Genomic DNA, 25,925 nt, shown 5'->3' on the forward strand with positions numbered 1-25,925 from the left:
TTTACTCGAGCGGTGGTTTCTCTCCCGCGGTTTACTTTCCTGCCAACCCCCCCCCCCCCCACCCCCCCCCTGCCCCTCCGGCGCAAGGGAGGGAGCAAAGCGCGACTTCGCTTCGCGTCGCCGCAACCCGACAGATCGCACAGTCAGCCCCCTCCTTGCGCCGCAGGCGCAGGGGAGGGTTGGGGAGGGGTGCTCTTCGCAGGAAAATCAACCGCGGAAGAGAAACCAGCTCTCGAGCAAACGCGCACTCAAAACCCCAGGTGCCTGCACGTACCGGCGTTACAACGGCACCAACAAAAAGCCCCAACATCAACACGATGTCAGGGCCTAAATGATCGAGAAGCTCTTCGAGCGACCTGTCAGTCGCAACAGCCCCCCTTTAGTAAAGGGGGGCGCGCCGACAGGCGCAGGGTTTTGGATGTAACGGGCACGGGGCCCAACGTTTGCTTCACAAACTTTGGGGTGAAGCCGCCATCGGCGACTTCACTGCGCCTTGATTGCCATCGCCTGCAAACCGGTACCGTTGAGTTTGGCCTTGGCCTCGGCCAGTTCGCTGGCGGTGCCATATGGGCCCATGCGCACGCGGTAGACGGTGTTGCCGTTGATCTGTGCCGATTCCACCCGCGCCGCCAAACCCATCATCGCCAGCTTGGCCTTGGTCGACTCGGCATCACCCGAAGCGCCAAACGCACCGGCCTGCAGGATGTAGCGAACGTTCTCGGTGGCTGCCGCCGGTGCGGCAGCTGCCACAGTCGCCGCTGGCGCAGCCGCAGCAGGTGCCGGCTTTGGTGCGGTAGCCGCAGGTGCTGGAGTAGCGCTGGCAACCTGCGCCGGTCGTGCCGCCGTTTCACTGATCGGCGCTGGTTGGCGAACAGTCTCGCTCACCGGTGCCGGCAACGGACGCCCTTCCAGTGCCGCCTGTGCACGCTGGGCCTCGGTCGGTGGCGTGGCAGGCGTAGCCGGCGTTGCTGCCGCGCTCGCGCGCGCTGCAGCAGCACGGCGCTGTTCCTCGGCCTTGGCACTGGCGGCCAGCTCGGCGTCGGACATCTGTACTTCCGTGCCCGGCAGCAAAGTGTAGAAGTCGTACTGAGTGGCTGGCTTCTCCTCCGGCTTGGCGCCGGCAGGGGTGGCTGGCTTGTTCGATTCCACACCAGCGTCGACGTCGGCATCGGCAACCGGCGCCGGCTGTGCGTCCGGGTTGGGTTGTGGGCCTACGCGCAGAAAACCGTCGCCGTCCTTCTTGAACAGGTTGGGCGCCGCCAGGAACACCACCGCCGCAATCGCCACGCCGGCAACCAGCCACACCCAGCCGGGCGTGCCATTGTCGTTGTTGCGCCGGGCTTGGCTTTTGCCGCGTCGTGCTGCCATGTCTACTGCGTCTCCAGGTGTTTACATCTTTTCCGGGGCACTGACGCCCAGGATGCTCAGGCCGTTGGCCAGGGTCTGCCGTGCGGCGCTGGCCAAGGCAAGCTTGGCGTTGCGCTCGGCGGCATCATCCACCAGTACCGGCGTGCCGTGATACCACGTGTGGAAAGCGTGTGCCAATTCACGCAGATACTGCGCGATCTGGTGCGGTTCCAGCGCGATGCCGGCCGCTTCCACCACTTCCGGGTAACGCGAGATTTCGTTCATCAGTTCCAGCGAGGCGTCATCGCCCAGGCGCGACAGCGCGGCCAGGCCTTCGGCCTGCTTGTAGTCCAGGCCCTTCTCCTGCGCCTGGCGCAGCAGCGAGCAGACGCGGGCATGCGCGTACTGCACGTAGAACACCGGGTTGTCGCTGCTCTGCTGGCGGGCCAGGTCGATGTCGAAGGTCAGCTGCGAGTCGGGCTTGCGCGCGATCAGGAACCAACGCACCGCATCGCTGCCCACTTCCTCGATCAGGTCACGCAGGGTCAGGTAGCTGCCGGCACGCTTGGACAGCTTCACTTCCTCGCCGCCGCGCATCACCGTCACCATCTGGTGCAGCACGTATTCCGGCCAGCCCTTGGGAATGCCCAGGTCCAGCGCCTGCAGGCCGGCACGCACGCGCGCGAGCGAGCCGTGGTGGTCGGCACCCAGCTCGGTGATGGCGCGCTCGTAACCGCGCTGCCACTTGCTCAGGTGGTAGGCCACGTCCGGCAGGAAGTAGGTGAAGGTGCCGTCGGACTTGCGCATCACGCGGTCCTTGTCGTCACCGAAATCGGTGGAGCGCAGCCACAGTGCGCCGCCTTCCTCGTAGGTATGGCCGGAGCTGATCAGCTGCTGCACGGTCTCGGCAACCTTGCCGTCCTTGTACAGCGAGCTTTCCAGGAAGTAGATGTCGAAATCCACGCCGAATGCGGCCAGGTCCAGGTTCTGCTCGTTGCGCAGGTAGGCAACGGCGAAACGGCGGACTTCTTCCAGGTTCTCGGCATCCTTGGCGCCGACGATCTGGCTGCCTTCCAGGTCCACGGTCTCACCGAGCAGGTAGGCCTTGGCCACGTCGCCGATGTATTCGCCGTTATAGGCGTCGGCCGGCCACTGCTCGTCGCCCGGCTTGAAGCCGCGCGCACGCGCCTGCACCGACTTGGCGAGGTTTTCGATCTGCACGCCGGCGTCGTTGTAATAGAACTCGCGCTTGGCGTTCCAGCCGTTGGCTTCCAGCACGCGGGCGATGCAATCGCCGATCGCGCCGGCGCGGCCGTGGCCGACATGCAGCGGGCCGGTCGGGTTGGCCGACACGTATTCGACGCCGACGCTGCGGCCGTTGCCACTCAGGTTGCGGCCGTAGTCTTCGGCTTCCTTGAGCACGCTGACCACTTCGCGCTGGTAAGCCACCGGCGAAAGTTTGAAGTTGATGAAGCCAGGGCCGGCGATCTCGACATTGACGATGTCGTCGCTGACCGGCAACGCGGCAACCAGCGCCTGCGCGACGGCGCGCGGATTGCTACGCGCGGCCTTGGCCAGCAGCATGGCGGCGTTGGTGGCGAAATCACCGTGTTCGCGGGTCTTGGGTCGCTCGACCACGAAATCCGGCGGCAGGGTGTCGGCAGGCAAAGTGCCGTTGGCGCGCAAGGCTTCGATGCCTTGGCCGATGAGGGCGCGGAGTTGGGCTTTCACGTGACTATTCTGCTTGAAGCGCGGAACTGACCATTTTACCTGACCTGCGGCAAGGCCGCCCGCGAGGCGCCGGCAGGGGTCAGGAATGTCAAAAGAACAGAAAGCCCGCCATGGGCAGCAGGCGCAGGGTATTCCAACCCCGCCCCGGTAGCTCCGGGGCCGGCGAGGCAGGCGGATCGGTTCAGGCCGCCGCGCTCAGACCCAGCCACGCGCGGCCAGCGACACCGGCGCGCCGTCGCCGATCACGAAATGGTCGAGCAGGCGGATATCCACCAGCGCCAAGGCTTGCTGCAGGCGCGCGGTGATGGCGCGGTCGGCCGCCGACGGTTCAGGATTTCCGGACGGATGATTGTGCCCGACGATCACCGCCGCAGCGTTGTGTGCCAAGGCCTGGCGGACCACTTCACGCGGATGGACCTCGGCGCTGTCTACCGTCCCTGTGGATAACTCTTCAAAGGCCAATGCCCGATGGCGGTTGTCCAGAAACAGGGCCGCGAACACCTCCTGCGGGCGATGGCGCAGGCGCTGGGCGAAGTAGCGGCCGGCGGCGGCCGGGTCGGTCAGTGCATCGCCACGTTCCAGCCCGGCAGCCAGATGGCGCCGTCCCAGTTCCAGCGCGGCGCTGAGCTTGCAGGCGCGGGCCGGGCCCAGCCCGGGCAACTTGGCCAGTTGTGGTGCGCTCCGGTCCAGCAGCGCCCGCAGCGGACCGTGCGCCTGCAGCAGCTCGCGCGCTGTCTGCACGGCATCACGCCCACGCAGGCCCGAGCCGAGGAAGATCGCCAGCAGTTCAGCATCGGAAAGCGCAGCCGCGCCGCGTGCAAGAAGCTTCTCGCGCGGGCGTTCAGCGCTGGGCCAATCACGGATATGCATGAGTGGCAGATTCACTGCCATTTGCCAAAAACTGGATCAGGCGCAACAAAGCCTTCGGTTAAGCTAACCCTTCTTCTGTACCTAGGACTATCCATCCGTGACCAGCGTTTCCCCCACTTCCCGACCTTTGGAAGGACAGAAGCTGCTGCTATGCGTAGGCGGCGGCATTGCCGCGTACAAGTCGCTGGAGCTGGTACGCCGGCTGCGTGACGCCGGCGCTACCGTGCAGGTGGCGATGACGGCGGGTGCACAGCAGTTCGTCACTCCGCTGAGCTTCCAGGCGCTGTCGGGCCATCCCACCCGCACCACCCTGTGGGACAGTGCCGCCGAGCAGGCCATGGGCCATATCGAACTGGCGCGCTGGGCCGACCGCATCGTCATCGCCCCGGCCACGGCCGATCTGCTGGCGCGGCTGGCGCACGGCAATGCCGACGATCTGGTGACCACGCTATGCCTGGCCAGCACCGCGCCGCTGACCGTCTGCCCGGCAATGAACCACCGCATGTGGCTGCACCCGGCCACCCAGGCCAACATGGCGCTGCTGCGCGAGCGCGGCGTACAGGTGATCGGGCCGGAAGACGGTCCGCTGGCCGAGGGCGAATCCGGTCCCGGCCGGGTCAGCGAGGCGCCGACCATCATTGCTGCGCTGGCGGGCGGCTTGGCCCCACAGGCACCGGCCAAGCCGGGCCGGTTGAGCGGCATGCGCGTGCTGATCAGCGCCGGCCCCACTTATGAAGACCTGGACCCGGTGCGCTACGTGGGCAACCGCTCCAGCGGCAAGATGGGCTACGCCCTGGCCGCCGCCGCCGCCCGCCAAGGCGCGCAGGTGGTACTGGTCAGCGGCCCGGTGCAGTTGCCCACCCCGGCCGGTGTGCAGCGCATCGATGTGCGCTCCGCCGCGCAGATGCGTGACGCGGTGCTGGGGGCCTTGCCCGCCGATATCTACATCGGCGCTGCTGCGGTGGCCGATTACACCCCGCGCCAGGTCTCGCCGCAGAAGCTGAAAAAGACCGCAGGCAACCAGACGCTGACGCTGGAACTGGTGCGTACCGCCGACATCCTGGCCGAAGTGGCCGTGCAGGAGCAGGCCTTGAAGCTGGTGGTGGGCTTTGCTGCGGAAACTCACGATGTCGAGAAGTACGCGCGTGGCAAGCTGGCCGACAAGCATCTGGATCTGATCATCGCCAACCAGGTCGGCATCGCCGGCAATGGCTTTGAAAGTGACCAGAACGCCGCCGTGGCCTACTGGAATGGTGGCCTGCGCGAGTTCCCGGGCACCGCCAAGACCCAACTTGCCGAACAGTTGTTGGATTTGATTGCCGAGAGGTTGGACGCATGAGTAATGGACTGCAGCCCTTGCAGGTGAAGTTGTTGGACCCGCGTTTTGGCGACAGCTGGCCGCTGCCCGCTTATGCCACCGAAGCCAGCGCCGGCATGGACCTGCGCGCAGCCACCGAAGCGGCGCTGACGCTGGAGCCCGGCGACGCGGCACTGTTGCCAAGCGGCATCGCGATCCATATCGCCGATCCGGGCCTGTGTGCGGTGGTTCTGCCGCGTTCGGGGCTGGGCCATCGGCACGGTATCGTGTTGGGAAATGGCACTGGCCTGATCGATGCCGACTACCAGGGCCCTCTGCTGATCAGCGTGTGGAACCGTGGCCGCGACGCATTCACGATTGAACCGGGTGACCGTATCGCGCAGTTGGTGGTGATGCCGATTGCACGCGTAACGTTGCAGGTAGTAGATACTTTCATCGACAGTGCACGTGGAACGGGTGGATTCGGCCACACCGGGGTGCGCTGACAGGGGGAAACGCACGATGAGCCAAGGGAATGAAAGCGGGCGGCCACGCCCCGCACTGGGTCGTTCAACGCCACTGCTGGCGGTACTGCTGCTGTTGTTGGCCGGCTGGTTCGGCTGGAGCGCGGTGGAGCAGTGGATGCAGTCGGGCACCAGTGCCGGGCTGGAGCAATCCCGCGATCAGGCCGTGGCCGATGTGCAGACAGCGCTGTCCGCACAGACCACGCAGTTCGCCAGGCAATTGGCGCTGGAGCCGGTAAAGGCTGCCTTGGCCAGCGGCGATGCGGCAGCGGCAGCCCTGGCGGTGCGTGACAAGTGGAATGGCGTGGAAGACGCGCAGGTGCTCGATGCCACCCTGGCCGAGGCCTATGCAGATCCGGCGACGTTTGGATATTCGCGATTGGCGCTGCTGGAGCAGGCCATGGCCGCCGGCCAGCCGACCGCGCAGGTAGTCCGCGATGGCGGAAGCCCACGCCTGGGCCTGGCGGCACCGGTGCTGCTGCAGGGCAAGCCGGCGGTGATCTACATCCGCCAGCCCTTGACGCGGTTGACCTCGGTGTTTGATGGCATTGATTCGCCAACAAGCGCTTTCCTCGGTTTGCGCCAAGGCGGTTTCACCATCGTCCACAAAGGCGCGTCCGAGCTGGGTAACAGTGCTGACGCGCTGGCGCGGCCGGTCGGCGACAGCGGTTTGCGCGTTGTCGCCGAGCTGCCTGATGCCAGCACCGGCGCGATGGGTCTGGGTGTGGTTTCCAGCGCCATCGTCGCGCTGTTGTTGCTGGGCACTGCCTTGTTGTTGCTGCTCGGTCGCAAGCGCTTGATGAACCTGCCGGCGCTGCGCAGGAATACCGCCGAAGTTGATGATGGCGGGCTGACCTTGCAGGAAGCTTTGGAGCAGGACCCGCAACCCCTGCCGGTATCGGTCAACGCCAGCAGCGACGATGCGCCGCAGGCGCGGGTCGAGCCCGGTGCCGAAGCGGTGTTGCCGGTCATCTTCCGCGCCTACGACATCCGCGGTGTGCTCGGTAATGAATTGAACGCCAACGTTGCCACCCTGATCGGCCAGGCCATCGGCAGCGAGATGCAGGCGCAGGGCCTGCGCGATGTGGTGGTGGGCCGTGATGGCCGCCTGTCCGGCCCGGAGCTGAGCGACGCCTTGATCACTGGCCTGCGCCGCGCCGGTTGCGATGTGATCGATATCGGCATGGCACCGACGCCGGTGGTGTACTTCGCCAGTTATCACCTGCGCGCCGGCAGTTGCGTAGCGGTGACTGGCAGCCACAATCCGCCGGACTACAACGGCTTCAAGATCGTCATCGGTGGCGAGACATTGTCCGGCGACGCCATCACCGACCTGTACAAGCGCATCCAGGAAGGCCGCCTGCAGCGTGCCGACAACGAAGGCAGCCTGCAGCAGCGCGAGGTCATCAACGACTACGTGCAGCGTATTGCCGACGACGTACAGCTTGATCGACCGCTCAAGATCGTCGCCGATGCCGGCAACGGTGTGGCCGGCGCGGTTGCACCGCAGCTGCTGGAGGCCATCGGCGCCGAAGTCATTCCCCTGTACTGCGATGTGGACGGCGAGTTCCCCAACCACCATCCAGACCCGAGTGACCCGCACAACCTCGAAGACCTGGTGCAGATGGTCAAGCGCTTCGACGCTGACCTTGGTGTTGCCTTCGATGGTGATGGTGATCGCCTGGGCGTTGTCACCAAGGGCGGCAAGATCATCTATGCCGATCGACTGCTGATGCTGTTCGCCGCCGATGTGTTGACCCGCAACCCGGGCGCGATGGTCATCTATGACGTGAAGTGCACGGGCAAGTTGTCGGACTACATCCTGCGCAACGGCGGCAGCCCGATGATGTGGAAGACCGGCCATTCACTGGTCAAGGCCAAGATGCGCGAGACCGACGCCGAGCTGGCCGGCGAGATGAGCGGCCACTTCTTCTTCAAGGAGCGCTGGTACGGTTTTGATGATGGCCTGTACGCGGCGGCGCGCCTGCTGGAGATTCTGGCGCAACGAGATGAAGAACCGTCTGATGTATTGGATGAGTTGCCAGATGCAGTCTCCACGCCTGAGTTGAAGGTGGCGGTGGAAGAGGGTACCCAGCATGCGCAGGTGGCCTTGATCGTGGCTTCGGCGCAGGTGGAGGACTCGGCGTTCTCCGGCGCGCGCATTTCCACGATTGACGGCCTGCGTGCCGACTTCAGCGATGGCTGGGGTCTGGTGCGTGCCTCCAACACCACGCCGGTGCTGGTGCTGCGCTTCGAGGCCAATGATGAAGCGGCGCTGGAGCGGATCAAGGGGGTGTTCCGCGAGCAGTTGCAGCAGGTGTTGCCGGCGGGGACTGAGCTGGGGTTCTGATCGGCGCTGCTGTTGTGCAAGAGCCGTCCACGCATCGCGTGGGCGGCTTTTTGCTTTCTGGACCTCCGCCATTTGCCAGCTGCTTTCTTGCGTAGCAGGTTTTGTTGGAGGGCTTTGGATTGCTGCGAAAAGCACCCCTCCCCAACCCTCCCCTTGGCTGCGCCAAAGGGAGGGGGCATCGTGCGCTGGCCATCAGATCGAAGCGCAGCCGCTTGTCTGCCTCCCTTTGGCGTAGCCAAGGGCAGGGCCGGGGAGGGGTTGCCGTTGCTCGTGCCTTCGCTCGCTTGTAGGAGCGGCGTCAGCCGCGAAGCCATTGCAGCTTCAGCGCAGAAGAGGTCTGCGATCTCAGATCAACCAACAGCTGTTCTCTCACTAGCCTCGCGGCTGACACCGCTCCCACAAGCTGTGCCGCTCACGCCCCACCAAACCGCAAACCGACCCCCGGCTCGGTGAACAGATAGCGCGACTCCAACGCCGAATCGCCCAGCTTGTGCCGCAACCGCCCCACCAGGATGCGCAGGTAATGGGTGTCATGCCGATGTGTCGGTCCCCAGATTTCCTGCAGGATCTGCGGCTGGGTCACCACCCGCCCGGCATTGCGCAACAACAACGCCAGCAGCGCGTATTCCTTGCGGGTCAGTGCAATCGCTTCACCCTCCACGCGCACATCGCGGCGTGACAGGTCGATATGCAGGCGACCGTCATCGAATACCGGTACCTGGCCTTCGCTGTCGGTGCTGCGGCTGCGCAGCAGGGCGCGCACCCGCGCCATCAATTCCTGGGTGCCGAACGGCTTGGTCACGTAGTCGTTGGCGCCATTGTCCAGAGCCCGCACCTTCTCGGCTTCACCGGCGCGCACGCTGAGCATGATCACCGGTACCTGGCTCCATTGCCGCAGCTCGGCCAGCACGTCGTGGCCTTCCATGTCAGGCAGGCCGATATCCAGCACCACCAGATCGGCGCCATCTTCGGCCAGACGCTGCAGTCCCTCGGCGCCGTTGGCGGCCTGGCTGACTGCATAGCCCTGCGCGCGCAGTGAGATATCCAGAAAGCGCCGGATCTGCACTTCGTCATCGACCACCAGCACGCGCGGCGGCGGAATGGCCGGCGTCTCAGCCGTCATCGCGCGGGTTCTCTGGGTGCGGCTGGAGCAGGGGCAGGGTCATGCGTATCAGCGTACCGCGTCCGTCGCGTCCCGGCAGCGCTTCGACGCTGCCGCCATGTGCGCCGATCATGCCCTGGCAGATGGTCAGGCCCAAGCCGGTGCCCTGACGGCCACGGTCGCCGCGCTCCACGCTGTAGAACATGTCGAAAATGCGCGAGCGCTCGGCATCGGGGATGCCCGGGCCGGCATCAATCACCTCGATGCGCAGCTCGTTGGCCTGCTGACGCGCACGCACCTCCACCGGCACGCCCGCTGGCGAGAACTTGGCGGCGTTCTCCATCACGTTGAATACTGCCTGCTCGACCAGTGCCGGGTGTACCCAGATCGGTGCCAGGTCCGCTGGAATATCCAGCTGCAGGCGTACCCCAGGTTGGTAGCGCTGCAGGCGCCGTGCGGCCGAGCCGATCAGTTCGTCCACGCCTATCCAGTCGCGGTTGAGCTTGAGTCCGTCATGGCCGAGCCGGGTCATGTCCAACAGATTCTGGATGTAGCGGTCCAGCCGTTCACCCTCGACCACGATGGTGTCGAGCAGGGCGCGGCGGTCGCTGGCGTCCATCGCATCGGCGTAGTTGGACAGACTGTCGGCCGAGCCGATCATCGCCGCCAGCGGTGAGCGCAGGTCGTGCGAGACCGAGGACAGCAGGGCCGAGCGCAGGCGTTCTGTTTCGTTGTGCAGATGCGCGGTTTCCAGATCGGCCACCAGCCGTGTGCGCAGCGCCGCCTGGGCGATGTCGTCGGCCATCGCTTCCACCAGCTGACGCTGTTCCGGGGCCAGCCGTGGATGCTGATGGTCAAAGCGCAGGCCAGCAACACCTATCGCCCGTGCCTCGCCGTCGAGCAGCGGCAGGAACCACCAGCCGGCACCGGCAAGCGTATCGGTGAAGCGACCAGCTGGCTGCCCATGGCGCAGCGCCCAATCGGCTGCAGCCAGATCGGTGTCGCCCGGCGCGGCGGTGCCACTGGTGCTGATGTCCTCGCCAAGTCGCACCCACGCCGGGGCATCCAGCGCTTGTTCCAACGCCACCCGGCCGGCATGCGCGACCTGCGCATTGTCGGTGGCACCAACCAGTTGCCGGCCCAGCGTCTGCCGCACATTGGCATGGCGGTTTGCCGCACGTAGTGCCACCACCTGCATGCGCAGACGCGATGCCAAGCGGCCGGCTACCAGTGCGGCGGCGAGGAACAGGAAGACGGTGATCACGCCTTGCCGCGCGCTGATCGCAAAGGTGAAACGCGGTGCGATGAAGAAGAAGTTGTAGGCCAGGAAGCACAGTGTCGCCGCCAGTACCGCTGCACTCATGCGGGTGCGCGCGGCCACCAGTACCACCGCGACGATGAACACCATCGCCAGATCGCTCAGACCTATCCAATGCTCGCCCAGCCATGCGGCGAGGCAGGCACCGGCGGTGGCCAACACCGCCGTCATCGCATCCTTGCCCCAGCTGTCCGGGGCCAGCGACAAGCCGAAGCGACGTGCGTTGGCGCGCGCCTGTGGGGTACTGATGATGGTGATTTCGTAGTGCGCGCCGCGCTGGATCAGCTGCTGGGTCAGGGTCTGGTTGAACAGCCGTGCCAATGGTCGTTCGCGGGTGCGGCCCAACACCAGTGACGAGACCGCGTTGTGCGCGGCGTAGTCGAGCAGCGCATCGGCAATGCCCGGCCCATGCAGCAGCTCGGCATCACCGCCCAGTCGCCGTGCCAGTGCGAATGCATCGTCGATCTCCCGACGGGTGGCTTCATCGTGGCGCCGGTGCTGCACGGTCACCACCGTCCATGGTGCATCGCGGCGCTCGGCAATACGCCGCGCCACCCGCACCAGGTATTCGCTCTGGCCACCGCCATCGATGGCAACCACAACCCGCCGCCGCAGCGGCAGATTGCCTTCGCCGCGCGCGGCGCGGGTTTCGCGCAGGCTGCTGTCGACGCGGTCGGCGGCTTCCTGCATCGCCAGTTCGCGCAAGGCAGTGAGGTTGGCCGGCGAGAAGAACGCCTGCAATGCCTGCGCCGCCTGTTCCGGCACGTAGACCTTGCCCTGCTGCAGACGCTCGATCAGCTCGCGCGGTGGCAGGTCCACCAGCACGATGTCGTGCAGGCGGTCGAACACCACGTCGGGCACGGTCTCGCTGACGCGTACGCCGGTGATGCGCATCACCACATCGTTGAGGCTTTCCAGATGCTGGATGTTGATCGTGGTCCACACGTCGATACCGGCATCGAGCAGTTCCATCACATCCTGCCAGCGCCGCTCATGGCGGCTGCCGGGGGCATTGCGATGGGCCAGCTCATCGACCAGTACCAGCGCCGGCTTGCGCGCCAGCACCGCATCCAGATCCATTTCCTGCAGCTGGTGGCCGTGGTACTCCAGCGCGCACATTGCGATGCGCGGCAGGCCGTCGAGCAGGGCGGCGGTATCGCTGCGGCCGTGGGTTTCAACCACAGCCGCCACCACGTCCACCCCGCGCCGCAGTTGTTCCTGGGCGCGGGTGAGCATGCTGAAGGTCTTGCCAACGCCCGGCGCGGCGCCGAGGAAGACGGTCAACTTGCCGCCGGCGTCGCGTTGCAGGGCCTCGGCCAAGGCATCGGCCTGGCGGCTACGAGAGTCGTTCATGGCCACGATTGTGCGCTGTTGCAGGCGCGCCCCGCATCACGGCGCATGCGCGGCCTGATCCAAGGCCCGGTTGAGGGCAATCACGTTGATGCGCGGCTGCCCGAATACACCCCACTGGCGATCCTGCAGTTGTGCATCAACCAGCGCCTGCACCTGTGCTGGCTGCAAGCCACGTGCAGCGGCCACGCGCGCCACCTGCACCTGTACGGCAGCAGGCGACAGCTCCGGGTCCAGGCCGCTGCCCGACTGCGTGACCAGATCGCCTGGCACGGTGGCCGGATCGATCTTCTCGCGCGCTGCGGCGGCAGCAGTGGCTTCGCTGACGCGCTTGACCAGGTCTGGATTGCTGCGCGCCATATTGCTGCCGGCCGCGGCCATCGGATCGTAGTTGGCAGCCGAAGGACGGGTCTGGAAGTAGCCATCGCCAGCGAACGGCTGCGCCAGATACAGCGAGCCACGCACCTGTCCGTCGGCATCGCGGATCAGGCTGCCGTCGGCCTGTGCCGGAAACAGCGAGCCGGAGATGCCGGTCGCCAGCACCGCATAGACCAGGCCGGTGCCGAGCAGGCCGAACAGGGACAGACCAATGGCCGGCCGCCACAGCGGGTTGCCGGAACGACGGGAGGAAGTGTTGGAGGTGTTCATGCGCCAAATACCAGAGCAAGCAGGAGGTCGATGGCCTTGATGGCCGCAAATGGCAGCAACACGCCGCCGAGGCCGTACACCAGCATGTTCCGCCGCAGCAGCGCGGTGGCGGTGGCCGGACGGAAGCGCACGCCACGCAGGGCCAGCGAAATCAGGGCCGGAATCACCAAGGCATTGAAGATCAGCGCTGCCAGCACCGCATTGCGCGGGCTCGACAGCTGCATCACGTTCAAGGCCGCCATCGACGGGATGCTGGCGGCGAACAGCGCCGGCAGGATCGCGAAGTACTTGGAGACGTCATTGGCCAGCGAAAAGGTGGTCAGCGCGCCGCGGGTGATCAGCTGCTGCTTGCCCACTTCCACCACCGCCAGCAGCTTGGCCGGATCCGAATCCAGATCGACCATGTTGCCGGCTTCCTTGGCCGCCTGCGTACCGGAGTTCATGGCCAGGCCAATATCGGCCTGGGCCAGTGCCGGCGCGTCGTTGGTGCCGTCGCCGACCATTGCCACCAGTCGGCCACCGGCCTGCTCGGCACGGATGCGCGCCAGCTTGTCTTCCGGCCGGGCCTGCGCGATGTAGTCATCGACACCGGCTTCGGCGGCGATGGCGGCGGCGGTTAGCGGATTGTCACCGGTGATCATCACCGTGCGGATGCCCATTGCCCGCAGCTGGGCGAACTTCTCGCGCATGCCGTGCTTGACCACGTCGGCCAGCTCCACCACGCCGAGCACATGCTTTCCTTCGCTGACCACCAGCGGCGTGGCACCGCCGCGGGCAACCTGATCCACCCGCGCCTGCAGCTCATTTGGCACGCTGCCGCCCAGCGCCAGTACATGTGCGGTGATGGCATCGGCAGCGCCCTTGCGGATGCTGCGGCCGTTGTCCAGGTCAACGCCGGACATGCGGGTTTGCGCGGTAAACGCCAAGTACTCCGCTTTTTCCGGCTCAGCCGTGGTGCAACCCTGCTCGCGGGACAGACGCACGATGGATTTGCCCTCCGGGGTCGGGTCGGCGAGTGAGGACAGCAGCGAGGCTTCGCGCAGCTGTGCGGCGTCGATGCCGGCCAGCGGATGGAAGTGGGTGGCCTGACGGTCGCCGTAGGTGATGGTGCCGGTCTTGTCGAGCAACAACACATCGACGTCGCCGGCCACTTCCACGGCCTTGCCGGATTTGGCCAGCACATTGGCCGACAGCGCACGGTTCATGCCGGCGATGCCGATGGCCGGCAGCAGGCCGCCGATGGTGGTTGGGATCAGACACACCAGCAGCGCGATCAGCAGCAGCGGATCAACCGTGACGCCGACAAAGCCTGCAATCGCCGGCAGCGTTGCCACCACCACCAGGAAAGTCAGCGACATTGCCGCCAGCAACAGGGTCAGCGCGATTTCGTTCGGCGTCTTCTGCCGGTTCGCACCTTCCACCAGCGCAATCATGCGGTCCAGGAAGCTATGACCCGGCTCGGCACTGACCCGCACCACGATCTCGTCGGACAGCACCTTGGTGCCGCCGATCACGCCGGAGCGGTCGGTGTCGGCCTCGCGCAGCACCGGTGCTGATTCGCCGGTGACCGCAGCTTCGTTGATGGTGGCCAGGCCACGCACGATCTCGCCATCGGCCGGCACGAACTCGCCGGCACTGACGATCACATACTCACCTGGGCGCAGCTCGGCAGCCGGCACACGGCTTTCGGCAGCACCCTGCAACGGGGTGGAGACACGTCGTGCAACCAGGTCCTGACGGGCACGGCGCAGCGACGCCGCTTGACCACGGCCACGCGCCTCGGCCACGGCTTCGGCGAAATTGCCGAACAACACCGTCACCAACAGGATCGCGGTAACGGCCAGGCCGAAGCCCATCGGCGCAGTGCCGCTGAGGGTGACGATCAGCGCCAGCACGGTGCCGACCATCACCACCGCCATCACCGGGTTGTGCAGCAGGTGCAACGGCGACAGCTTGCGTACCGAGTCGAGCAGCGCACGGCGCAGGCCGGCCGCATCAAGCAGGGCGGGGCGGCGCGATGCCGCAGGAGAGACGGAGCGGTTCATGGGGGCGTTCACGGTGAGGGGACTCCCTGCAGGGCCAGCAGGCTCAGGTGTTCGGCCACCGGGCCGAGCACCAATGCCGGCAGGAACTGCAGCACGGTAAGGACAATGACCACGCAGATAAGCGTCAAAGCGAAGGTCGGGGTTTCAATCTGCAGGCTGCCGGCGCTTTGCGGCACCTGCCGTTTGGCTGCGAGCTGGGTGGCGATGATCAGCGGGATGATCAGGATCGGGAACCGGCCCAACGCCAACACCAGCGCACAGCTCAGGTTCCACCAGATGGTGTTGTCGGCCAGTCCTTCGAAGCCGGAGCCGTTGTTGGCATAGGCCGAGGTGAACTCGTAGAACACCTGACTGATGCCATGGAAACCGGGGTTGGAGGTGCCGGCCAGACCGGGGATGGCGAGGGTCAGCGCGGTCAGGCCGAGCAGCGTGATCGGCTGCAGCAGCACCAGCACCGCCAGCAGACGTACTTGCGGCGTTTCCAGTTTGCGGCCTAGCAGTTCCGGCGTGCGCCCGGTCATCAGGCCGGCCAGGAACACCGCCATCATCAGATAGACCAGGAACTGCTGGATGCCACAGCCAATGCCGCCCCAGATCGCGCTGATCAACATGTTGACGATGGGCATCATGCCGCCGAGCGGGCTCAGCGAATCATGCATGCCGTTGACCGAGCCGTTCTGCACCTGGGTGGTGATGGACGACCACAGCGCCGTGCCATCGGCGCCGAAACGGGCTTCCTTGCCTTCCATCAGCAAGGCACTGGCGGCGCTGGCGCTGTGGCCTTCCAGCCACATGCTGGCGCTGGTGGTGATGACCGACATGGTCAGCATGCAGCCGAACACCAGCGCACCAAAGCGACGCCGGCCGGTGAAGCTGCCGAGCATGCAGATGATGGCCATCGGAATCAGCAGGATGCCGATCAACTCCAGCGTGTTCGCCAGCGGTGTCGGGTTTTCCAGCGGGAAGCTGCTGTTCGGGCCGTACCAGCCGCCGCCATTGGCACCAAGCTGCTTGGCCGCGACCATCGCCGCGACCGGGCCGAGCGGAATCTTCTGCGTTTCCATGCCGGCACTGGCATCGATCGGCGTAGCCTGCGGGCCAGCGGCCAACGTGGAGGGCACGCCCTGCCAGTTCAACAGCAGCGTCCATACCAGGCACAGCGGCAGCAGGAAGCGCAGGCACAGGCGCAGCACGTCGGCGTAGTAGTTACCTACGGTGACGCGCACCGGTGCATTGCCGGTGTCGTTGGTTGCCGGTTTCATGAACAAGGCGCGCAGTGTTGCCACCGCAAGTGCCAGCCCCATCATCGGTGTGATCACCTGCAGGCCGGTGATGCCGGTCATCTGCGAGAAGTAGGACAGCTGCGCCTGACCGCTGTAATGCTGCTGATTGGTGTTGGTCAGGAACGACACCATGGTGTGGAAGGCGGTGTCCCAGCGCATGTTGGGGATGTTGTCCGGGTTCAACGGCAACCACGCCTGGGTCATGAACACCGCCTGGGTCAGCACCGCCAACACCAGGTTGCTGATCAGGAACGCGACCACATAGCCGCGCCAGGACATGGAATGGTTGGGGTCAACGCCGAGCACGCGGTACAGCGGCTTTTCGATCCAATGGAAGAGGACGTCGATGCGCATCGGCGTACCGCGCATCAGCTGCGCCAGGTACAGGCCGAGCGGCCAGGCCAGCGCCAGGCTGGCCAGAATGATGATGATGGGTTCAATCACGACGGCGCTCCTCAGAACGACTCAGGTCGAAGGACCGCGTACAACAGGTAGGCAGCGGCGATCAGCACCACTACGCCGCACAACAGAGCAAGCCAGCCGGGCATGGAAACCTCGAATCAGGATCAGGACGCGGCCGGGGCTGCCGGAGTACGCGTCGGTGGACGGGTAGGGCGGCAGGCAGGCGCAAGCGACAAGTCTGATCACCCCGATCAGATCGGTATCGTCCTCCCGAGGGGCGTAAACGATCGACGCTGCTGGGGCGGGGCTGGCGTAAAAGGCGCGTAAAAAGTGCGGGTTTGGGGTGGGGCGTGAAGTTGCGGTGGAGACAAAGCTGCAGCGGAAGCCAGAAGCAGGAGCCAGAGCCAGAGCCAGAGCCAGAGCCAGAGCCAGAGCCCCCTCATCCGTCCTTCGGACACCTTCTCCCGCAAGCGGGAGAAGGGATGGTCATGGCTTGCGGCTGGCTCTGCTGCGGCTCTGCTGCAGTTCGCGGACTTTCAGCTGCCTGTGGACTTTCAGCAACTCGTGGACATGTAGCCGCAGGGAACCAGTCCCTTCTCCCGCTTGCGGGAGAAGGTGCCCGGAGGGCGGATGAGGGGAAGCTTTAAAAAAAAAAGCGGCCCGAAGGCCGCTTCCATTCTCGATCTGACAATTTATCGGGAAAGCCCCTGCCGAGCATGGCTCGGCACTACCGCCTACCGCTAGCCGCTCAGCCCTTGGCAGGCGCTGCGCTGGCAGCAGGTGCGGTCGCTGCCGCTGCCGCATCAACCGGCGCCGCAATCCCCTTCAGCTCGCGGTACCGCGCCAGGCTCTCGGCAATTTCAACCTCCAACGCCTGTCGCTGCAGCTCAAATGCGTTCTGCAGACGCAGCTGCGCCAGCAGTTCGTTGTGACGCTGGCGGATCTCGCCGGCCTGCTTGTCAGGCACCTTCTGTCCGGCCAACTCTTTGTTGCCGGCACTGGCGAGCTGGGAGGCCAAGGCGCCACGCAGGCTGGTCACATTGAAGACCGCAGTCTTGATGTTGTTGTCGACAATCGCCGTGCGTTCACTGAACACACGGCGCAGATCATCTTCAGTGGCATACGTGGACAGCATCGCCTGCTCGGTACGCTTGCGCGTGTCCGCCGCCGCTGCGTCCACTTCCTGTTGGGCTTTGGCCAGGGCCGCGTCAGCACGTTCTTCGGCGGTGAGCGCGCGCTGCACATCGGCACCACGGATGCCGCTGCGTGCGTTGAACTCTTCGCGCGCCTTGTTCACCGCTTCCGGTGGCAAGGTGTCCGAGCAGATGCGCTTGCCACCCTCATCCCAGCAGTACAGCTTCTTGCCAGGATCGGACGGTTTGTTCTGGGCCAGCGCTGGCAGTGCCAGCGCAGCCAGCACCAACAACAACCGTGCAGCGTTTTTGGACGGATTCGGCACCATGGCAGCCCCCTGCTATCAGCCTGTCGGATTGCTCCCGTAGCGGCCACGGTAGGCCAGCAACGGTTCGCGATAGCCAACAAGTTCCGGGTTCCCGGACGCGAATGCAAGCAGGTCGGCCAAATTGGCCACGGCGATCACCGGAATGCCGGTTTCGGCGGACACGGCCTGTGCGGCTGAACGGCGGTCTTCTTCCGAGGCGATCTCCTGGCGGTCCAGAGCCACCACGATGCCGGCCGGGATGCCCTTGGCCTCGCGGATGATGGCCAGGGCCTCGCGGATGGCGGTGCCGGCGGTGATCACATCGTCGACGATCAGGATGCGCTTGCCGGCCATGTCGGCGCCGATCAGAGTGCCGCCTTCGCCGTGGTCCTTGGCTTCCTTGCGGTTGAAGGTCAACGGCAGGTTGCGGCCGCGGTGCGAAAACTCGCAGGCAATGGCGGTGGCCAGCGGGATGCCCTTGTAGGCCGGGCCAAACAGCTGGTCATAGGCAATACCGGCGGCATCGATGGCGTCGGCGTAGCAGTTGCCCAGCTGGGCCAGCGCCAAACCGGTGTCAAAACGGCCAGCGTTGAAGAAATACGGGCTCACCCGGCCGGACTTGAGGGTGAACTGGCCAAAACGCAGCGCGTCGGCATTCAACGCCAGCTGCAGGAAACGGGAACGGTGGTCACTCATGTAAATACGCTGTCTTATCGTCTATTGAGGTTCCTAGGGTAAAGCATGGCCCTTGCAATTGCTGCGCTGCGGCTGCGGGTGCGGCTTTGCCCTTCGGCCGAGCCGCTGTCAGGGGAAAACGCAGGCCCGGTTTGTCGGCCGCCCGGGTCCGGGCGGTATGCTGTGCTGGTCTTGAGCTTTCCCAACAGCGGTCCTTCATGCGCATCATCAGTTTCAACGCCAACGGCATCCGTTCGGCCACCACCAAGGGCTTCAACGAGTGGTTCCTGGCCCAGCAGGCCGACGTGCTCTGCATTCAGGAAACCAAGGCGCAGGAGTCGCAGCTGACCGACGCGCTGTTCCGCCCGGACGGCCACCACTGCTTCTACCGCGATGCCATCACCAAGAAGGGCTATAGCGGCGTGGCGATCTGGAGCCGGCGCGAGCCCGATGAAGTGCGTACTTCGTTGGGCTGGGCGCCGTTCGACGATGAAGGCCGCTATATCGAGGCGCGCTTCGGCAACCTCAGCGTGGTCTCGTTCTATATCCCGTCCGGTTCTTCGGGAGATTTGCGCCAGGGCTTCAAATATGAAGTGATGGAGTGGCTGAAGCCGATCCTGGACGAATGGCTGGCCAGTGGTCGCGATTACGTGTTGTGCGGCGACTGGAACATCGTGCGCAGCGCGCTGGACATCAAGAACTGGAAATCCAACCAGAAGAACTCCGGCTGCCTGCCGCAGGAGCGCGACTGGATGAACGGCTTCTGCGCCGACCAGGCCGAGCTCACCGATACCGCAAATGGCCGTGGCTGGGTCGATGCCTACCGCGCGCTGCACCCGCAAGGCCAGGACTACACCTGGTGGAGCAACCGCGGCGCGGCCCGTGCCAACGACGTCGGTTGGCGCATCGACTACCAGTTCGTCACCCCGGGCCTGCGTGAGCGCCTGCGCGGCAGCTCGATCTATACCGGCCAGCGCTTCTCCGACCACGCCCCGTTCACCGTGGACTACGACCTGTGACTGAAGCGGTAGTGGAGGCCCCGCCGGCCGGGTTGCAACGCCTGCGCCGGTTGTTCGTGATCCTGCTGCTTGGTTTCGCCTCCGGCCTGCCATTGGCGCTGACCGGCGGTGCGATGCAGGCCTGGCTGACCGTGGACGGGCTGGACCTGGTCACGCTTGGCTTCCTGTCGCTGATTGGCATCCCCTACACCTTCAAGTTCCTGTGGGCGCCGCTGATCGACCGTTTCGATCTGCCGATACTTGGGCGCAGGCGCGGCTGGATCGTGTTGATGCTGTTCGCGCTGGGCGCGGCATTGACTCTGATGAGCACCCTGTCGCCATCGCGCAATCTGGCGTTGTTCGCATCCGTGGCGGTGCTGGTGGCCTGTCTGTCGGCCACGCTGGACGTGGTGATCGACGCTTATCGCACCGATCTGCTGGCTCCAGCCGAGCGCGGCCTGGGCGGTTCTTTGACCGTGCTGGGTTACCGGCTGGCGATGGTCCTGTCCGGCGGCATCACCCTGATCTGGGCCGAGCAATGGCAGAGCTGGCCGCAGGTCTATCGGGTAATGGCCGGCCTGTCGGTGGCGGTCGGTGTGCTGGCGCTGCTGTTGATGCCGCAACTGCCGGAGCGCTTCAAGGCACCGGTTTCCAAGGCTGGCGGTGAGCTGCGTGGCTTCCTGGCCCTGGTCGCTGGCGTGGCGCTGGGTGCATGGCTGGCCCATCAGGCGCTGGTGTTGTTCGGGCTCGATCCGGACAGCACCGACCGCTGGGTGCGGTTGGTGTTCGTTGTCACCCAGATTGCTGCAGCAATGGTGCTGGGGCTGGGCGTTACCCGTTGGGTGCGGTTCGAGACGCTCAATGCATCGCTGCGCAGTTACTTCGGCATGCGCGGCGCGGGTGCGTTCCTGGCGCTGGTGGTGCTGTACAAGGTCGGCGATGCGTTCGCGTTGAGCCTGTCCACCCCGTTCCTGCTCAAGGGTATGGGCTTCAGCCAGGCGGAAGTGGGCTTGGCCAACAAGACCATCGGCCTGCTGATGACGATTGTGGGCGCCATCGTCGGTGGTTTCTTCCTGCTGCGGCTGCGCCTGTCGACGGCGGTGATCGGCTTTGGTGTGCTGCAGCTGGTTTCCAATCTCGGTTTCTACCTGCTGGCGCGGGAAGGGGCAGGGGCCTGGGGCACGGTTGAAGTGCCGGCGTTCAACCTGCTGATCGTCCATCTGGACCATCCCACACCGATGGATGGCCTGCTGTTGTTCGCCTTGAGCCTGGACAATTTCGCCGGTGGCATGGGCACGGCTGCATTTGTTGCGTTGCTTAGCGGCCTTTGCGGTACACGCTTCTCGGCCACCCACTACGCCTTGCTATCGGCATTCGCGACCTTGGGGCGGGTGTTTGTCGGGCCGTTTGCGGGTGTGTTGGCCGACGCCTATGGCTGGCAGATCTTCTTCCTGGTGTCGGTGGTGGTGGGCATGCCGGGCCTGCTGATGGCGTGGTGGCTGCGCCGCGAGGTCGACGCCACCACCCAGCTGTCGCGCGCTGGCTGATCCAGCGCGCCGATTGAATCCTCAGGCGGTGTCGTTGATGATGCCGCCGGGGGATCCACCGACAGTAATGTGGTGCACATGGCCGACGTGACTCTGCGGGATATCGATCCGTTGCTGATGGAGCGCATTCGTCGCCTGTCGGTGGCGCGCGGCTGGACCCGCGAGCAAACCTGCCTGGCCCTGCTGGAACAAGGTTTGTTCACCAGCGAACACCACGTACGTGGCGGCTTCGAGGACCCCGAAGTAGACGTCCTCTCCGAGGCCATCAAGGCCTTGCAGGCCTTACCGACCGGCAGCGACATCTGAGAACTGTAGAGCCGAGCCATGCTCGGCTGGAGCTTTCCCGGTAAAACCAACCTGTAGAGCCGAGCCATGCTCGGCTGGAGCCTTCCCGGCAAAACCAACCTGTAGAGCCGAGCTATGCTCGGCTGGAGCGTTCCCGATAACGCCCCTGCCGAGCATGGCTCGGCACTACCGCCTACCTCCTACAACCCGTTGGCTCACGCCAAATGAATCGCGCCCAGAATCCTCGGCCCGCGCGCGCCGCTGACGCTGGGAAGATTGCCCGGACGCCCAGCCAGCGTTTCCTGCGCCAGCCACGCAAACCCCATCGCTTCCATGTAATCCGGGTCCAATCCGTGTTCGGCGCTGGAACCGATCAGCACGCCCGGTAGCCGCGCCTGCAGCCGCGACAGTAACTGCGGATTGCGCACACCACCGCCACAGACCAGCACCCGCCGCACACCCGGCAAGTGTGCCAGCAGTGCATCGGCCACCGTGGCTGCGGTCAGCTCCAGCAGCGTCGCCTGCACATCCGCAGGTGCCAACGCATTCACGCCCATCTGCGCCTCCACCCATTCCAGATGGAACTGCTCGCGGCCGGTGCTCTTCGGCGGCGGCAGCGCAAACCAAGGCTCGGCCAGCAGCCGCCTCAACAATGCTTCATCCACCCGACCACTGGCCGCAAACGCCCCATCAGCATCAAACGCATGACCAAGATGGCGCTGACACCAAGCGTCCAGCAAGGCATTGGCCGGGCCGGTGTCGAAACCGCGGATGCTGCCATCGCGGGCAATCAGGCTCAGGTTGGCGATGCCGCCGAGATTGAGCACCGCGCGGTCTTCATCGGCGCTGCCCAGCATCGCCAGGTGGAAGGCCGGCATCAGTGGCGCGCCATGCCCGCCAGCGGCCACGTCGCGGCGGCGGAAATCGGCGACGGTGGTGATGCCGGTCAGCTCGGCAATACGGTTGGCATCGCCGATCTGCCAGGTGAAAGCTGGGTTGCTCTGCGGGCGGTGACGGATGGTCTGGCCATGCGACCCAATCGCCTGCACCTGCGCGCGCTGTACCCCGGCGTCTTCCAGCAGCTGGTTGGCGGCAGTGGCGAAGGCGATGCCGACACTGGCATCCAGCTGCCCCAGCGCATCCATCGATGCGGGCTCGCCACCTTGGCCAAGCGCGATCAATGCGTCACGGGTGGCGGCATCCCAGGCATGGGTGTAGCCGTGCACGAAGCGGCAGCCGCCGCTGTGCGGAAACTGCACCAGCGCCGCATCGATGCCGTCGGCGCTGGTGCCGGACATCAGGCCAAGAAACAACGGCAGCTGCGGATCAACAGAAGTCATGGCGGTCGCTGAAAAGAAACGGGCAGGGAAGCTTCAAGCTCCCTGCCCGTGTCGTCAACGGTGTTGCGCTGGCTCAGCCGCGCTTGCCACCGGCTGCCGGTGCGGCTGCGGCAGTCTGCGTTGCCGCCGGCTGCTTGCTGTCGCCGGCATCGGCGTAGATCAGTTCTTCCATGCCCTGGATGCGCGCCATCGCCGGTGCGGTCTGTGCGCGGAACGCAGCCAGGTCGGCGCCCTGCAGCGGCTGCGGCGGCGGCATCGTCACCGACAGCGGATTGCGGTGGACGCCGTTGACGCGGAATTCGTAATGCAGATGCGGGCCGGTCGACATGCCGGTGGAGCCCACGTAGCCGATCACCTGGCCCTGGTTCACGCGCTGCCCGGCACGGTAGGGGCCCAGCCGCGACATATGCCCGTACAGGGTGGTGTGGCCGCTGCCATGGTCGAGAATCACTACATTGCCGTAACCACGCTGGGTGCCGGCGAACTGCACGCGGGCGTCGCCGGCGGCCATGATCGGGGTGCCGGTGCGCGCGGCGTAATCCACGCCCTTGTGGGTGCGCATGGTGCCGAGAATGGGATGGCGGCGGGTGCCGAAGTTCGAACTCAGGCGGGCGAACTGGATCGGCGAACGGATGAAGCTCTTCTTCAACGAACGGCCATTGAGGTCGAAGTACTCCGACTTGCCGGCGCGATCAAAACGGAAGCCGGTATAGGTCTTGCCGCCGGTCTGGAAGGTCGCCGCCAGGATCTTGCTGGTGTCGATGCGCTCGCCCTCGCGCCAGGTTTCGTCCATCACCACGCTGAAACGGTCGCCCGGCTGCAGGTCCTTGGAGAAGTCGATGTCGTACTTGAAGATCTCATCGGTCATCGTGGCGATGGCCGATGGCGACAAGCCGGCCTTGCGCGCGGCGTTGTACAGCGAACTGGTGATCTCACCACTGGCCACCACGGTGCGGGTGCTGGTTGCACGCTCGCTGACTTTTTCGCGGATCTGGTCGCCCTGCAGGCTCAGCTCCACGCGGTGATTGCCATCGCGGTCAAAGCGGATGCTGCGCAGCGTGCCATTGACCGGCAGGTCGAAGGCGATTTCGGCGCCCGGCCGCAGCTTGGTCAATACATCGCGGGTGCCGGGATGATCGAGCACCTTCTGCATCGTGCTGGCCGGCACGCCAGCGGCGGCAAACAGGTCACTCAAGGTCTGGCCGCGCTCCACCCGCTGGATCTGCCAGCTGTCACCCGGGGTTTCACCGCGGCGCGCCAAGGACAACGGCGGCAGCGGCAGGGCGAGCGTGGAATGGGATGACGGCAGGTTGCTGTCGATGGCGTTGGAAAAACCGGGAACGATCGTCGCCGCCAATGCACCGATGGTGACGAACAGGCTGGCGTGGATCCAATGCCGCCGGCTCCAGCGTTCGTTGAACGCGGCGGGCAGATGTTCCTTCAACTTCCGATGCAGGGCGTTGTCGTGCAGGACGTGCAGTCTTTCCTGGAAGCGCTGTTTGCGCGCGGAGCCATGATCGGGTTGGGACATCGGTCGGTTCTCTGGTCGACCCGGATCGCGGGCCCAAACGCAGGTAACATAGACACCTATCAATACCGCGTCAAACCATTGAGCCGCATGGCTTTTCGATCGGTTAACGTGGTTAACTTGTACTTAACACCATTCATGTTTTTGACTGCGAAGTCGGGAGTTTTAGCGTGTCCTCGATTGATGAAGCCCTTGCCCTGATCGGTCGCGGAGCCGATGAAATCCTCAAAGTGGAAGACCTGCGCCAGCGTCTGGAAAGCGGCCGCCCACTGCGCGTGAAGGCCGGCTTCGACCCCACCGCACCGGATCTGCACCTGGGCCATACCGTCTTGCTGAACAAGCTGCGGCAGTTCCAGGACCTCGGCCATCAGGTCATTTTCCTGATTGGCGACTTCACCGGCATGATCGGCGACCCGTCCGGCAAGAGCCTGACCCGCAAGCCGCTCAGCAAGGAAGACGTGCTGGCCAATGCGCGCACCTATGAAGAGCAGGTGTTCAAGGTGCTGGACCGGGAAAAGACCGAAGTTCGCTTCAATTCGGAGTGGTTCGGCAAGATGACTGCGGCCGACATGATCCGCCTGGCTGGCCAGCACACGGTTGCCCGCATGCTTGAGCGCGACGATTTCGCCAAGCGCTACGCCGCCCAGCAGTCCATCGCCATCCACGAATTCCTCTACCCGCTGGTGCAGGGCTATGACTCGGTGGCACTGGAGGCGGACGTCGAGCTCGGCGGTACCGACCAGAAGTTCAACCTGCTGATGGGCCGCGGCCTGCAGGAGCACCACGGGCAGAAGCCGCAGATCGTGCTGACCATGCCGCTGCTGGAGGGCCTGGACGGCGTCAACAAAATGTCCAAGTCGCTCAACAACTACATCGGCATCAGCGAACCGGCCATCGACATGGTCACCAAGACCATGAAGGTGGACGACACCTTGATGTGGCGCTGGATCGACCTGCTCAGCTTCGACATCTCCATTGACGAAGCCAAGCAGCTGCGTGCCGACGTCGAGGCCGGCACCATCAACCCGCGTGAGATCAAGTTGCGCCTGGCGCGTGAGCTGACCACCCGTTTCCACGACGCCGCCGCCGCCGAGCAGGCGATTGCTGGTTGGAATGCCGCGGTGACGGGGCAGGGCGACATCACCCAGCTGCCGCTGCAGGAAGTCGCCATCCCGGCCGAAGGCCTGCGTATCGGCGCGCTGCTGACCGCTGCCGGCCTGACCCCGAGCAACTCCGAGGCCTCACGCAAGCTCAAGGAGCGTGCGGTAAAGGTGGACGGCGAGGTAGTCGAAGACGCCCAGACCGTATTGCAGCCCGGCTTCGAAGGCCTGCTGCAGGTAGGCAAGCGCACCTTCGCCCGTGTCCTGCTGGTAGCAAGCGCCTAAGTGCTCAAAGCCCAAGCTGACCAAAGCCCCTCTCCCGCTTGCGGGAGAGGGGCTGGGGTGAGGGCAGAGCGGAGCGGTGTTGTTTCCGCAGCACCGTAAGCTCAATCAGCGCATCTTCCGCACACTAATAAGGTGCAAACAAAGCACTCCCGGCTTCCTCGGCGGCCCAGTGAACGAAAGTTGGAAAAAACCTCCAACACCCCCTTCACAAACCCCGCAAAGAAGCACATACTTCACCTCCCCCGACGCAGGGGCCTCGCAAGAGGCGCAAGCGGAAGGAAAGTTTGAAGTCACCGCCTCGATTGAGGTGTTGACGAAGCAGAAAAGCCACCATATAATGGGCGGCTAGCTACGACGGAAACGTCGCAGCCTACGAAGAAGGCGCTGAGGCCCGATTCGAAGTTCTTTGAAAGTATGCGCAGGTATCTTGTGAGGACGCCTGCAGGAATGGATGACTGT

General features: G+C 65.1%; 20 protein-coding genes. 7 read left to right on the plus strand and 13 right to left on the minus strand.

All coding sequences use genetic code 11. The features are described 5' to 3' along the window. Positions 1 to 483: 483 nt before the first annotated feature. The 3 genes from ACVOLV_RS16730 to radC all read right to left on the minus strand — a co-directional run bounded on the left by ACVOLV_RS16730 (position 484) and on the right by radC (position 3,948). Positions 484 to 1,368 (minus strand): SPOR domain-containing protein, encoded by an 885-nt coding sequence (locus ACVOLV_RS16730; protein ID WP_481555375.1) that lies wholly within the window; start codon positions 1,366 to 1,368, stop codon positions 484 to 486. A 21-nt stretch (positions 1,369 to 1,389) separates the two neighbouring features. Next, positions 1,390 to 3,078 (minus strand): arginine--tRNA ligase, encoded by a 1,689-nt coding sequence (gene argS / locus ACVOLV_RS16735; protein ID WP_481555376.1) that lies wholly within the window; start codon positions 3,076 to 3,078, stop codon positions 1,390 to 1,392. A 195-nt stretch (positions 3,079 to 3,273) separates the two neighbouring features. Further along, positions 3,274 to 3,948 carry a RadC family protein gene (radC, locus tag ACVOLV_RS16740; RefSeq protein WP_481555391.1) on the minus strand — a complete coding sequence of 225 codons (675 nt, stop codon included), beginning with the start codon at positions 3,946 to 3,948 and terminating at the stop codon, positions 3,274 to 3,276. 97 nt (positions 3,949 to 4,045) lie between these two features. Here radC and coaBC point away from each other — a divergent pair, with 97 nt between their 5' ends. Genes coaBC through ACVOLV_RS16755 form a run of 3 tightly spaced genes read left to right on the plus strand, consistent with a single transcriptional unit; the run spans position 4,046 to position 8,119 of the window. After that, entirely contained in the window at positions 4,046 to 5,287 is a 1,242-nt protein-coding gene (coaBC, locus tag ACVOLV_RS16745) for a bifunctional phosphopantothenoylcysteine decarboxylase/phosphopantothenate--cysteine ligase CoaBC (RefSeq protein ID WP_481555377.1), read from the plus strand. After that, a complete protein-coding gene (dut, locus tag ACVOLV_RS16750) occupies positions 5,284 to 5,751 on the plus strand; it encodes a dUTP diphosphatase (protein WP_282272235.1) in 468 nt (155 codons plus the stop codon). Before coaBC ends, dut begins: the two co-directional genes overlap by 4 nt. Positions 5,752 to 5,767: 16 nt before the next feature. After that, the gene (locus tag ACVOLV_RS16755) at positions 5,768 to 8,119 is read left to right on the plus strand and encodes a phosphomannomutase/phosphoglucomutase (protein WP_481555378.1); all 2,352 of its coding nucleotides are present in this window, start codon (positions 5,768 to 5,770) and stop codon (positions 8,117 to 8,119) included. 412 nt (positions 8,120 to 8,531) lie between these two features. Here ACVOLV_RS16755 and ACVOLV_RS16760 read toward each other — a convergent pair whose 3' ends face one another. From ACVOLV_RS16760 to pyrE, 8 genes are all read right to left on the minus strand, one after another. Further along, positions 8,532 to 9,242 (minus strand): response regulator transcription factor, encoded by a 711-nt coding sequence (locus ACVOLV_RS16760; protein ID WP_481555379.1) that lies wholly within the window; start codon positions 9,240 to 9,242, stop codon positions 8,532 to 8,534. Then, positions 9,232 to 11,892 (minus strand): ATP-binding protein, encoded by a 2,661-nt coding sequence (locus tag ACVOLV_RS16765; protein WP_481555380.1) that lies wholly within the window; start codon positions 11,890 to 11,892, stop codon positions 9,232 to 9,234. The genes ACVOLV_RS16760 and ACVOLV_RS16765 overlap by 11 nt, the downstream gene beginning before the upstream one ends. A gap of 36 nt (positions 11,893 to 11,928) precedes the next feature. Next, positions 11,929 to 12,537, minus strand: a complete 609-nt coding sequence (gene kdpC, locus ACVOLV_RS16770; protein ID WP_481555381.1) for a potassium-transporting ATPase subunit KdpC — start codon at positions 12,535 to 12,537, stop codon at positions 11,929 to 11,931. Then, positions 12,534 to 14,582 carry a potassium-transporting ATPase subunit KdpB gene (gene kdpB, locus ACVOLV_RS16775; protein WP_481555382.1) on the minus strand — a complete coding sequence of 683 codons (2,049 nt, stop codon included), beginning with the start codon at positions 14,580 to 14,582 and terminating at the stop codon, positions 12,534 to 12,536. Before kdpB ends, kdpC begins: the two co-directional genes overlap by 4 nt. Positions 14,583 to 14,590: 8 nt before the next feature. Then, positions 14,591 to 16,309 (minus strand): potassium-transporting ATPase subunit KdpA, encoded by a 1,719-nt coding sequence (gene kdpA / locus ACVOLV_RS16780; protein WP_481555383.1) that lies wholly within the window; start codon positions 16,307 to 16,309, stop codon positions 14,591 to 14,593. An 11-nt stretch (positions 16,310 to 16,320) separates the two neighbouring features. Then, complete coding sequence (locus ACVOLV_RS16785) at positions 16,321 to 16,413, minus strand: potassium-transporting ATPase subunit F (RefSeq protein WP_054660392.1); 93 nt, start codon at positions 16,411 to 16,413, stop codon at positions 16,321 to 16,323. A gap of 602 nt (positions 16,414 to 17,015) precedes the next feature. Then, the gene (locus tag ACVOLV_RS16790; protein WP_481555384.1) at positions 17,016 to 17,729 is read right to left on the minus strand and encodes a hypothetical protein; all 714 of its coding nucleotides are present in this window, start codon (positions 17,727 to 17,729) and stop codon (positions 17,016 to 17,018) included. A gap of 15 nt (positions 17,730 to 17,744) precedes the next feature. Continuing rightward, a complete protein-coding gene (pyrE, locus tag ACVOLV_RS16795) occupies positions 17,745 to 18,404 on the minus strand; it encodes an orotate phosphoribosyltransferase (protein ID WP_481514266.1) in 660 nt (219 codons plus the stop codon). 197 nt (positions 18,405 to 18,601) lie between these two features. Between pyrE and ACVOLV_RS16800 the strand changes: the two genes are divergently transcribed. The 3 genes from ACVOLV_RS16800 to ACVOLV_RS16810 all read left to right on the plus strand — a co-directional run bounded on the left by ACVOLV_RS16800 (position 18,602) and on the right by ACVOLV_RS16810 (position 21,234). Further along, complete coding sequence (locus tag ACVOLV_RS16800) at positions 18,602 to 19,402, plus strand: exodeoxyribonuclease III (RefSeq protein WP_481555385.1); 801 nt, start codon at positions 18,602 to 18,604, stop codon at positions 19,400 to 19,402. Continuing rightward, on the plus strand, positions 19,399 to 20,928 hold the full coding sequence (locus tag ACVOLV_RS16805; RefSeq protein WP_481555386.1) for an AmpG family muropeptide MFS transporter: 1,530 nt from the start codon (positions 19,399 to 19,401) through the stop codon (positions 20,926 to 20,928). Before ACVOLV_RS16800 ends, ACVOLV_RS16805 begins: the two co-directional genes overlap by 4 nt. A 78-nt stretch (positions 20,929 to 21,006) precedes the next feature. Further along, a complete protein-coding gene (locus ACVOLV_RS16810; RefSeq protein WP_481555387.1) occupies positions 21,007 to 21,234 on the plus strand; it encodes a hypothetical protein in 228 nt (75 codons plus the stop codon). Between the two features lie 194 nt (positions 21,235 to 21,428). Here the strand turns inward: ACVOLV_RS16810 and ACVOLV_RS16815 are convergent, their stop codons facing one another. Together ACVOLV_RS16815 and ACVOLV_RS16820 are read right to left on the minus strand one after the other, a co-directional pair. Next, the gene (locus tag ACVOLV_RS16815; RefSeq protein WP_481555388.1) at positions 21,429 to 22,553 is read right to left on the minus strand and encodes an anhydro-N-acetylmuramic acid kinase; all 1,125 of its coding nucleotides are present in this window, start codon (positions 22,551 to 22,553) and stop codon (positions 21,429 to 21,431) included. A 73-nt stretch (positions 22,554 to 22,626) separates the two neighbouring features. Then, the gene (locus tag ACVOLV_RS16820) at positions 22,627 to 24,084 is read right to left on the minus strand and encodes a peptidoglycan DD-metalloendopeptidase family protein (RefSeq protein WP_481555389.1); all 1,458 of its coding nucleotides are present in this window, start codon (positions 24,082 to 24,084) and stop codon (positions 22,627 to 22,629) included. Positions 24,085 to 24,251: 167 nt separating this feature from the next. Here ACVOLV_RS16820 and tyrS point away from each other — a divergent pair, with 167 nt between their 5' ends. Further along, a complete protein-coding gene (gene tyrS / locus ACVOLV_RS16825) occupies positions 24,252 to 25,466 on the plus strand; it encodes a tyrosine--tRNA ligase (RefSeq protein ID WP_481555390.1) in 1,215 nt (404 codons plus the stop codon). Positions 25,467 to 25,925 lie beyond the last annotated feature (459 nt).

It is taken from the genome of Stenotrophomonas sp. STEN023, assembly GCF_056760135.1.

Bases quoted from the DNA above. Each gene is read 5' to 3' on its own strand.
- kdpC (WP_481555381.1), bottom strand. From the start codon at position 12,537: ATGAACACCTCCAACACTTCCTCCCGTCGTTCCGGCAACCCGCTGTGG.
- pyrE (WP_481514266.1), bottom strand. From the start codon at position 18,404: ATGAGTGACCACCGTTCCCGTTTCCTGCAGCTGGCGTTGAATGCCGAC.
- ACVOLV_RS16785 (WP_054660392.1), bottom strand. From the start codon at position 16,413: ATGCCCGGCTGGCTTGCTCTGTTGTGCGGCGTAGTGGTGCTGATCGCC.
- ACVOLV_RS16765 (WP_481555380.1), bottom strand. From the start codon at position 11,892: ATGAACGACTCTCGTAGCCGCCAGGCCGATGCCTTGGCCGAGGCCCTG.
- ACVOLV_RS16730 (WP_481555375.1), bottom strand. From the start codon at position 1,368: ATGGCAGCACGACGCGGCAAAAGCCAAGCCCGGCGCAACAACGACAAT.
- ACVOLV_RS16760 (WP_481555379.1), bottom strand. From the start codon at position 9,242: ATGACGGCTGAGACGCCGGCCATTCCGCCGCCGCGCGTGCTGGTGGTC.
- ACVOLV_RS16790 (WP_481555384.1), bottom strand. From the start codon at position 17,729: ATGGTGCCGAATCCGTCCAAAAACGCTGCACGGTTGTTGTTGGTGCTG.
- ACVOLV_RS16820 (WP_481555389.1), bottom strand. From the start codon at position 24,084: ATGTCCCAACCCGATCATGGCTCCGCGCGCAAACAGCGCTTCCAGGAA.
- ACVOLV_RS16800 (WP_481555385.1), top strand. From the start codon at position 18,602: ATGCGCATCATCAGTTTCAACGCCAACGGCATCCGTTCGGCCACCACC.
- ACVOLV_RS16815 (WP_481555388.1), bottom strand. From the start codon at position 22,553: ATGACTTCTGTTGATCCGCAGCTGCCGTTGTTTCTTGGCCTGATGTCC.
- kdpB (WP_481555382.1), bottom strand. From the start codon at position 14,582: ATGAACCGCTCCGTCTCTCCTGCGGCATCGCGCCGCCCCGCCCTGCTT.
- dut (WP_282272235.1), top strand. From the start codon at position 5,284: ATGAGTAATGGACTGCAGCCCTTGCAGGTGAAGTTGTTGGACCCGCGT.
- ACVOLV_RS16755 (WP_481555378.1), top strand. From the start codon at position 5,768: ATGAGCCAAGGGAATGAAAGCGGGCGGCCACGCCCCGCACTGGGTCGT.
- ACVOLV_RS16810 (WP_481555387.1), top strand. From the start codon at position 21,007: ATGGCCGACGTGACTCTGCGGGATATCGATCCGTTGCTGATGGAGCGC.
- radC (WP_481555391.1), bottom strand. From the start codon at position 3,948: ATGCATATCCGTGATTGGCCCAGCGCTGAACGCCCGCGCGAGAAGCTT.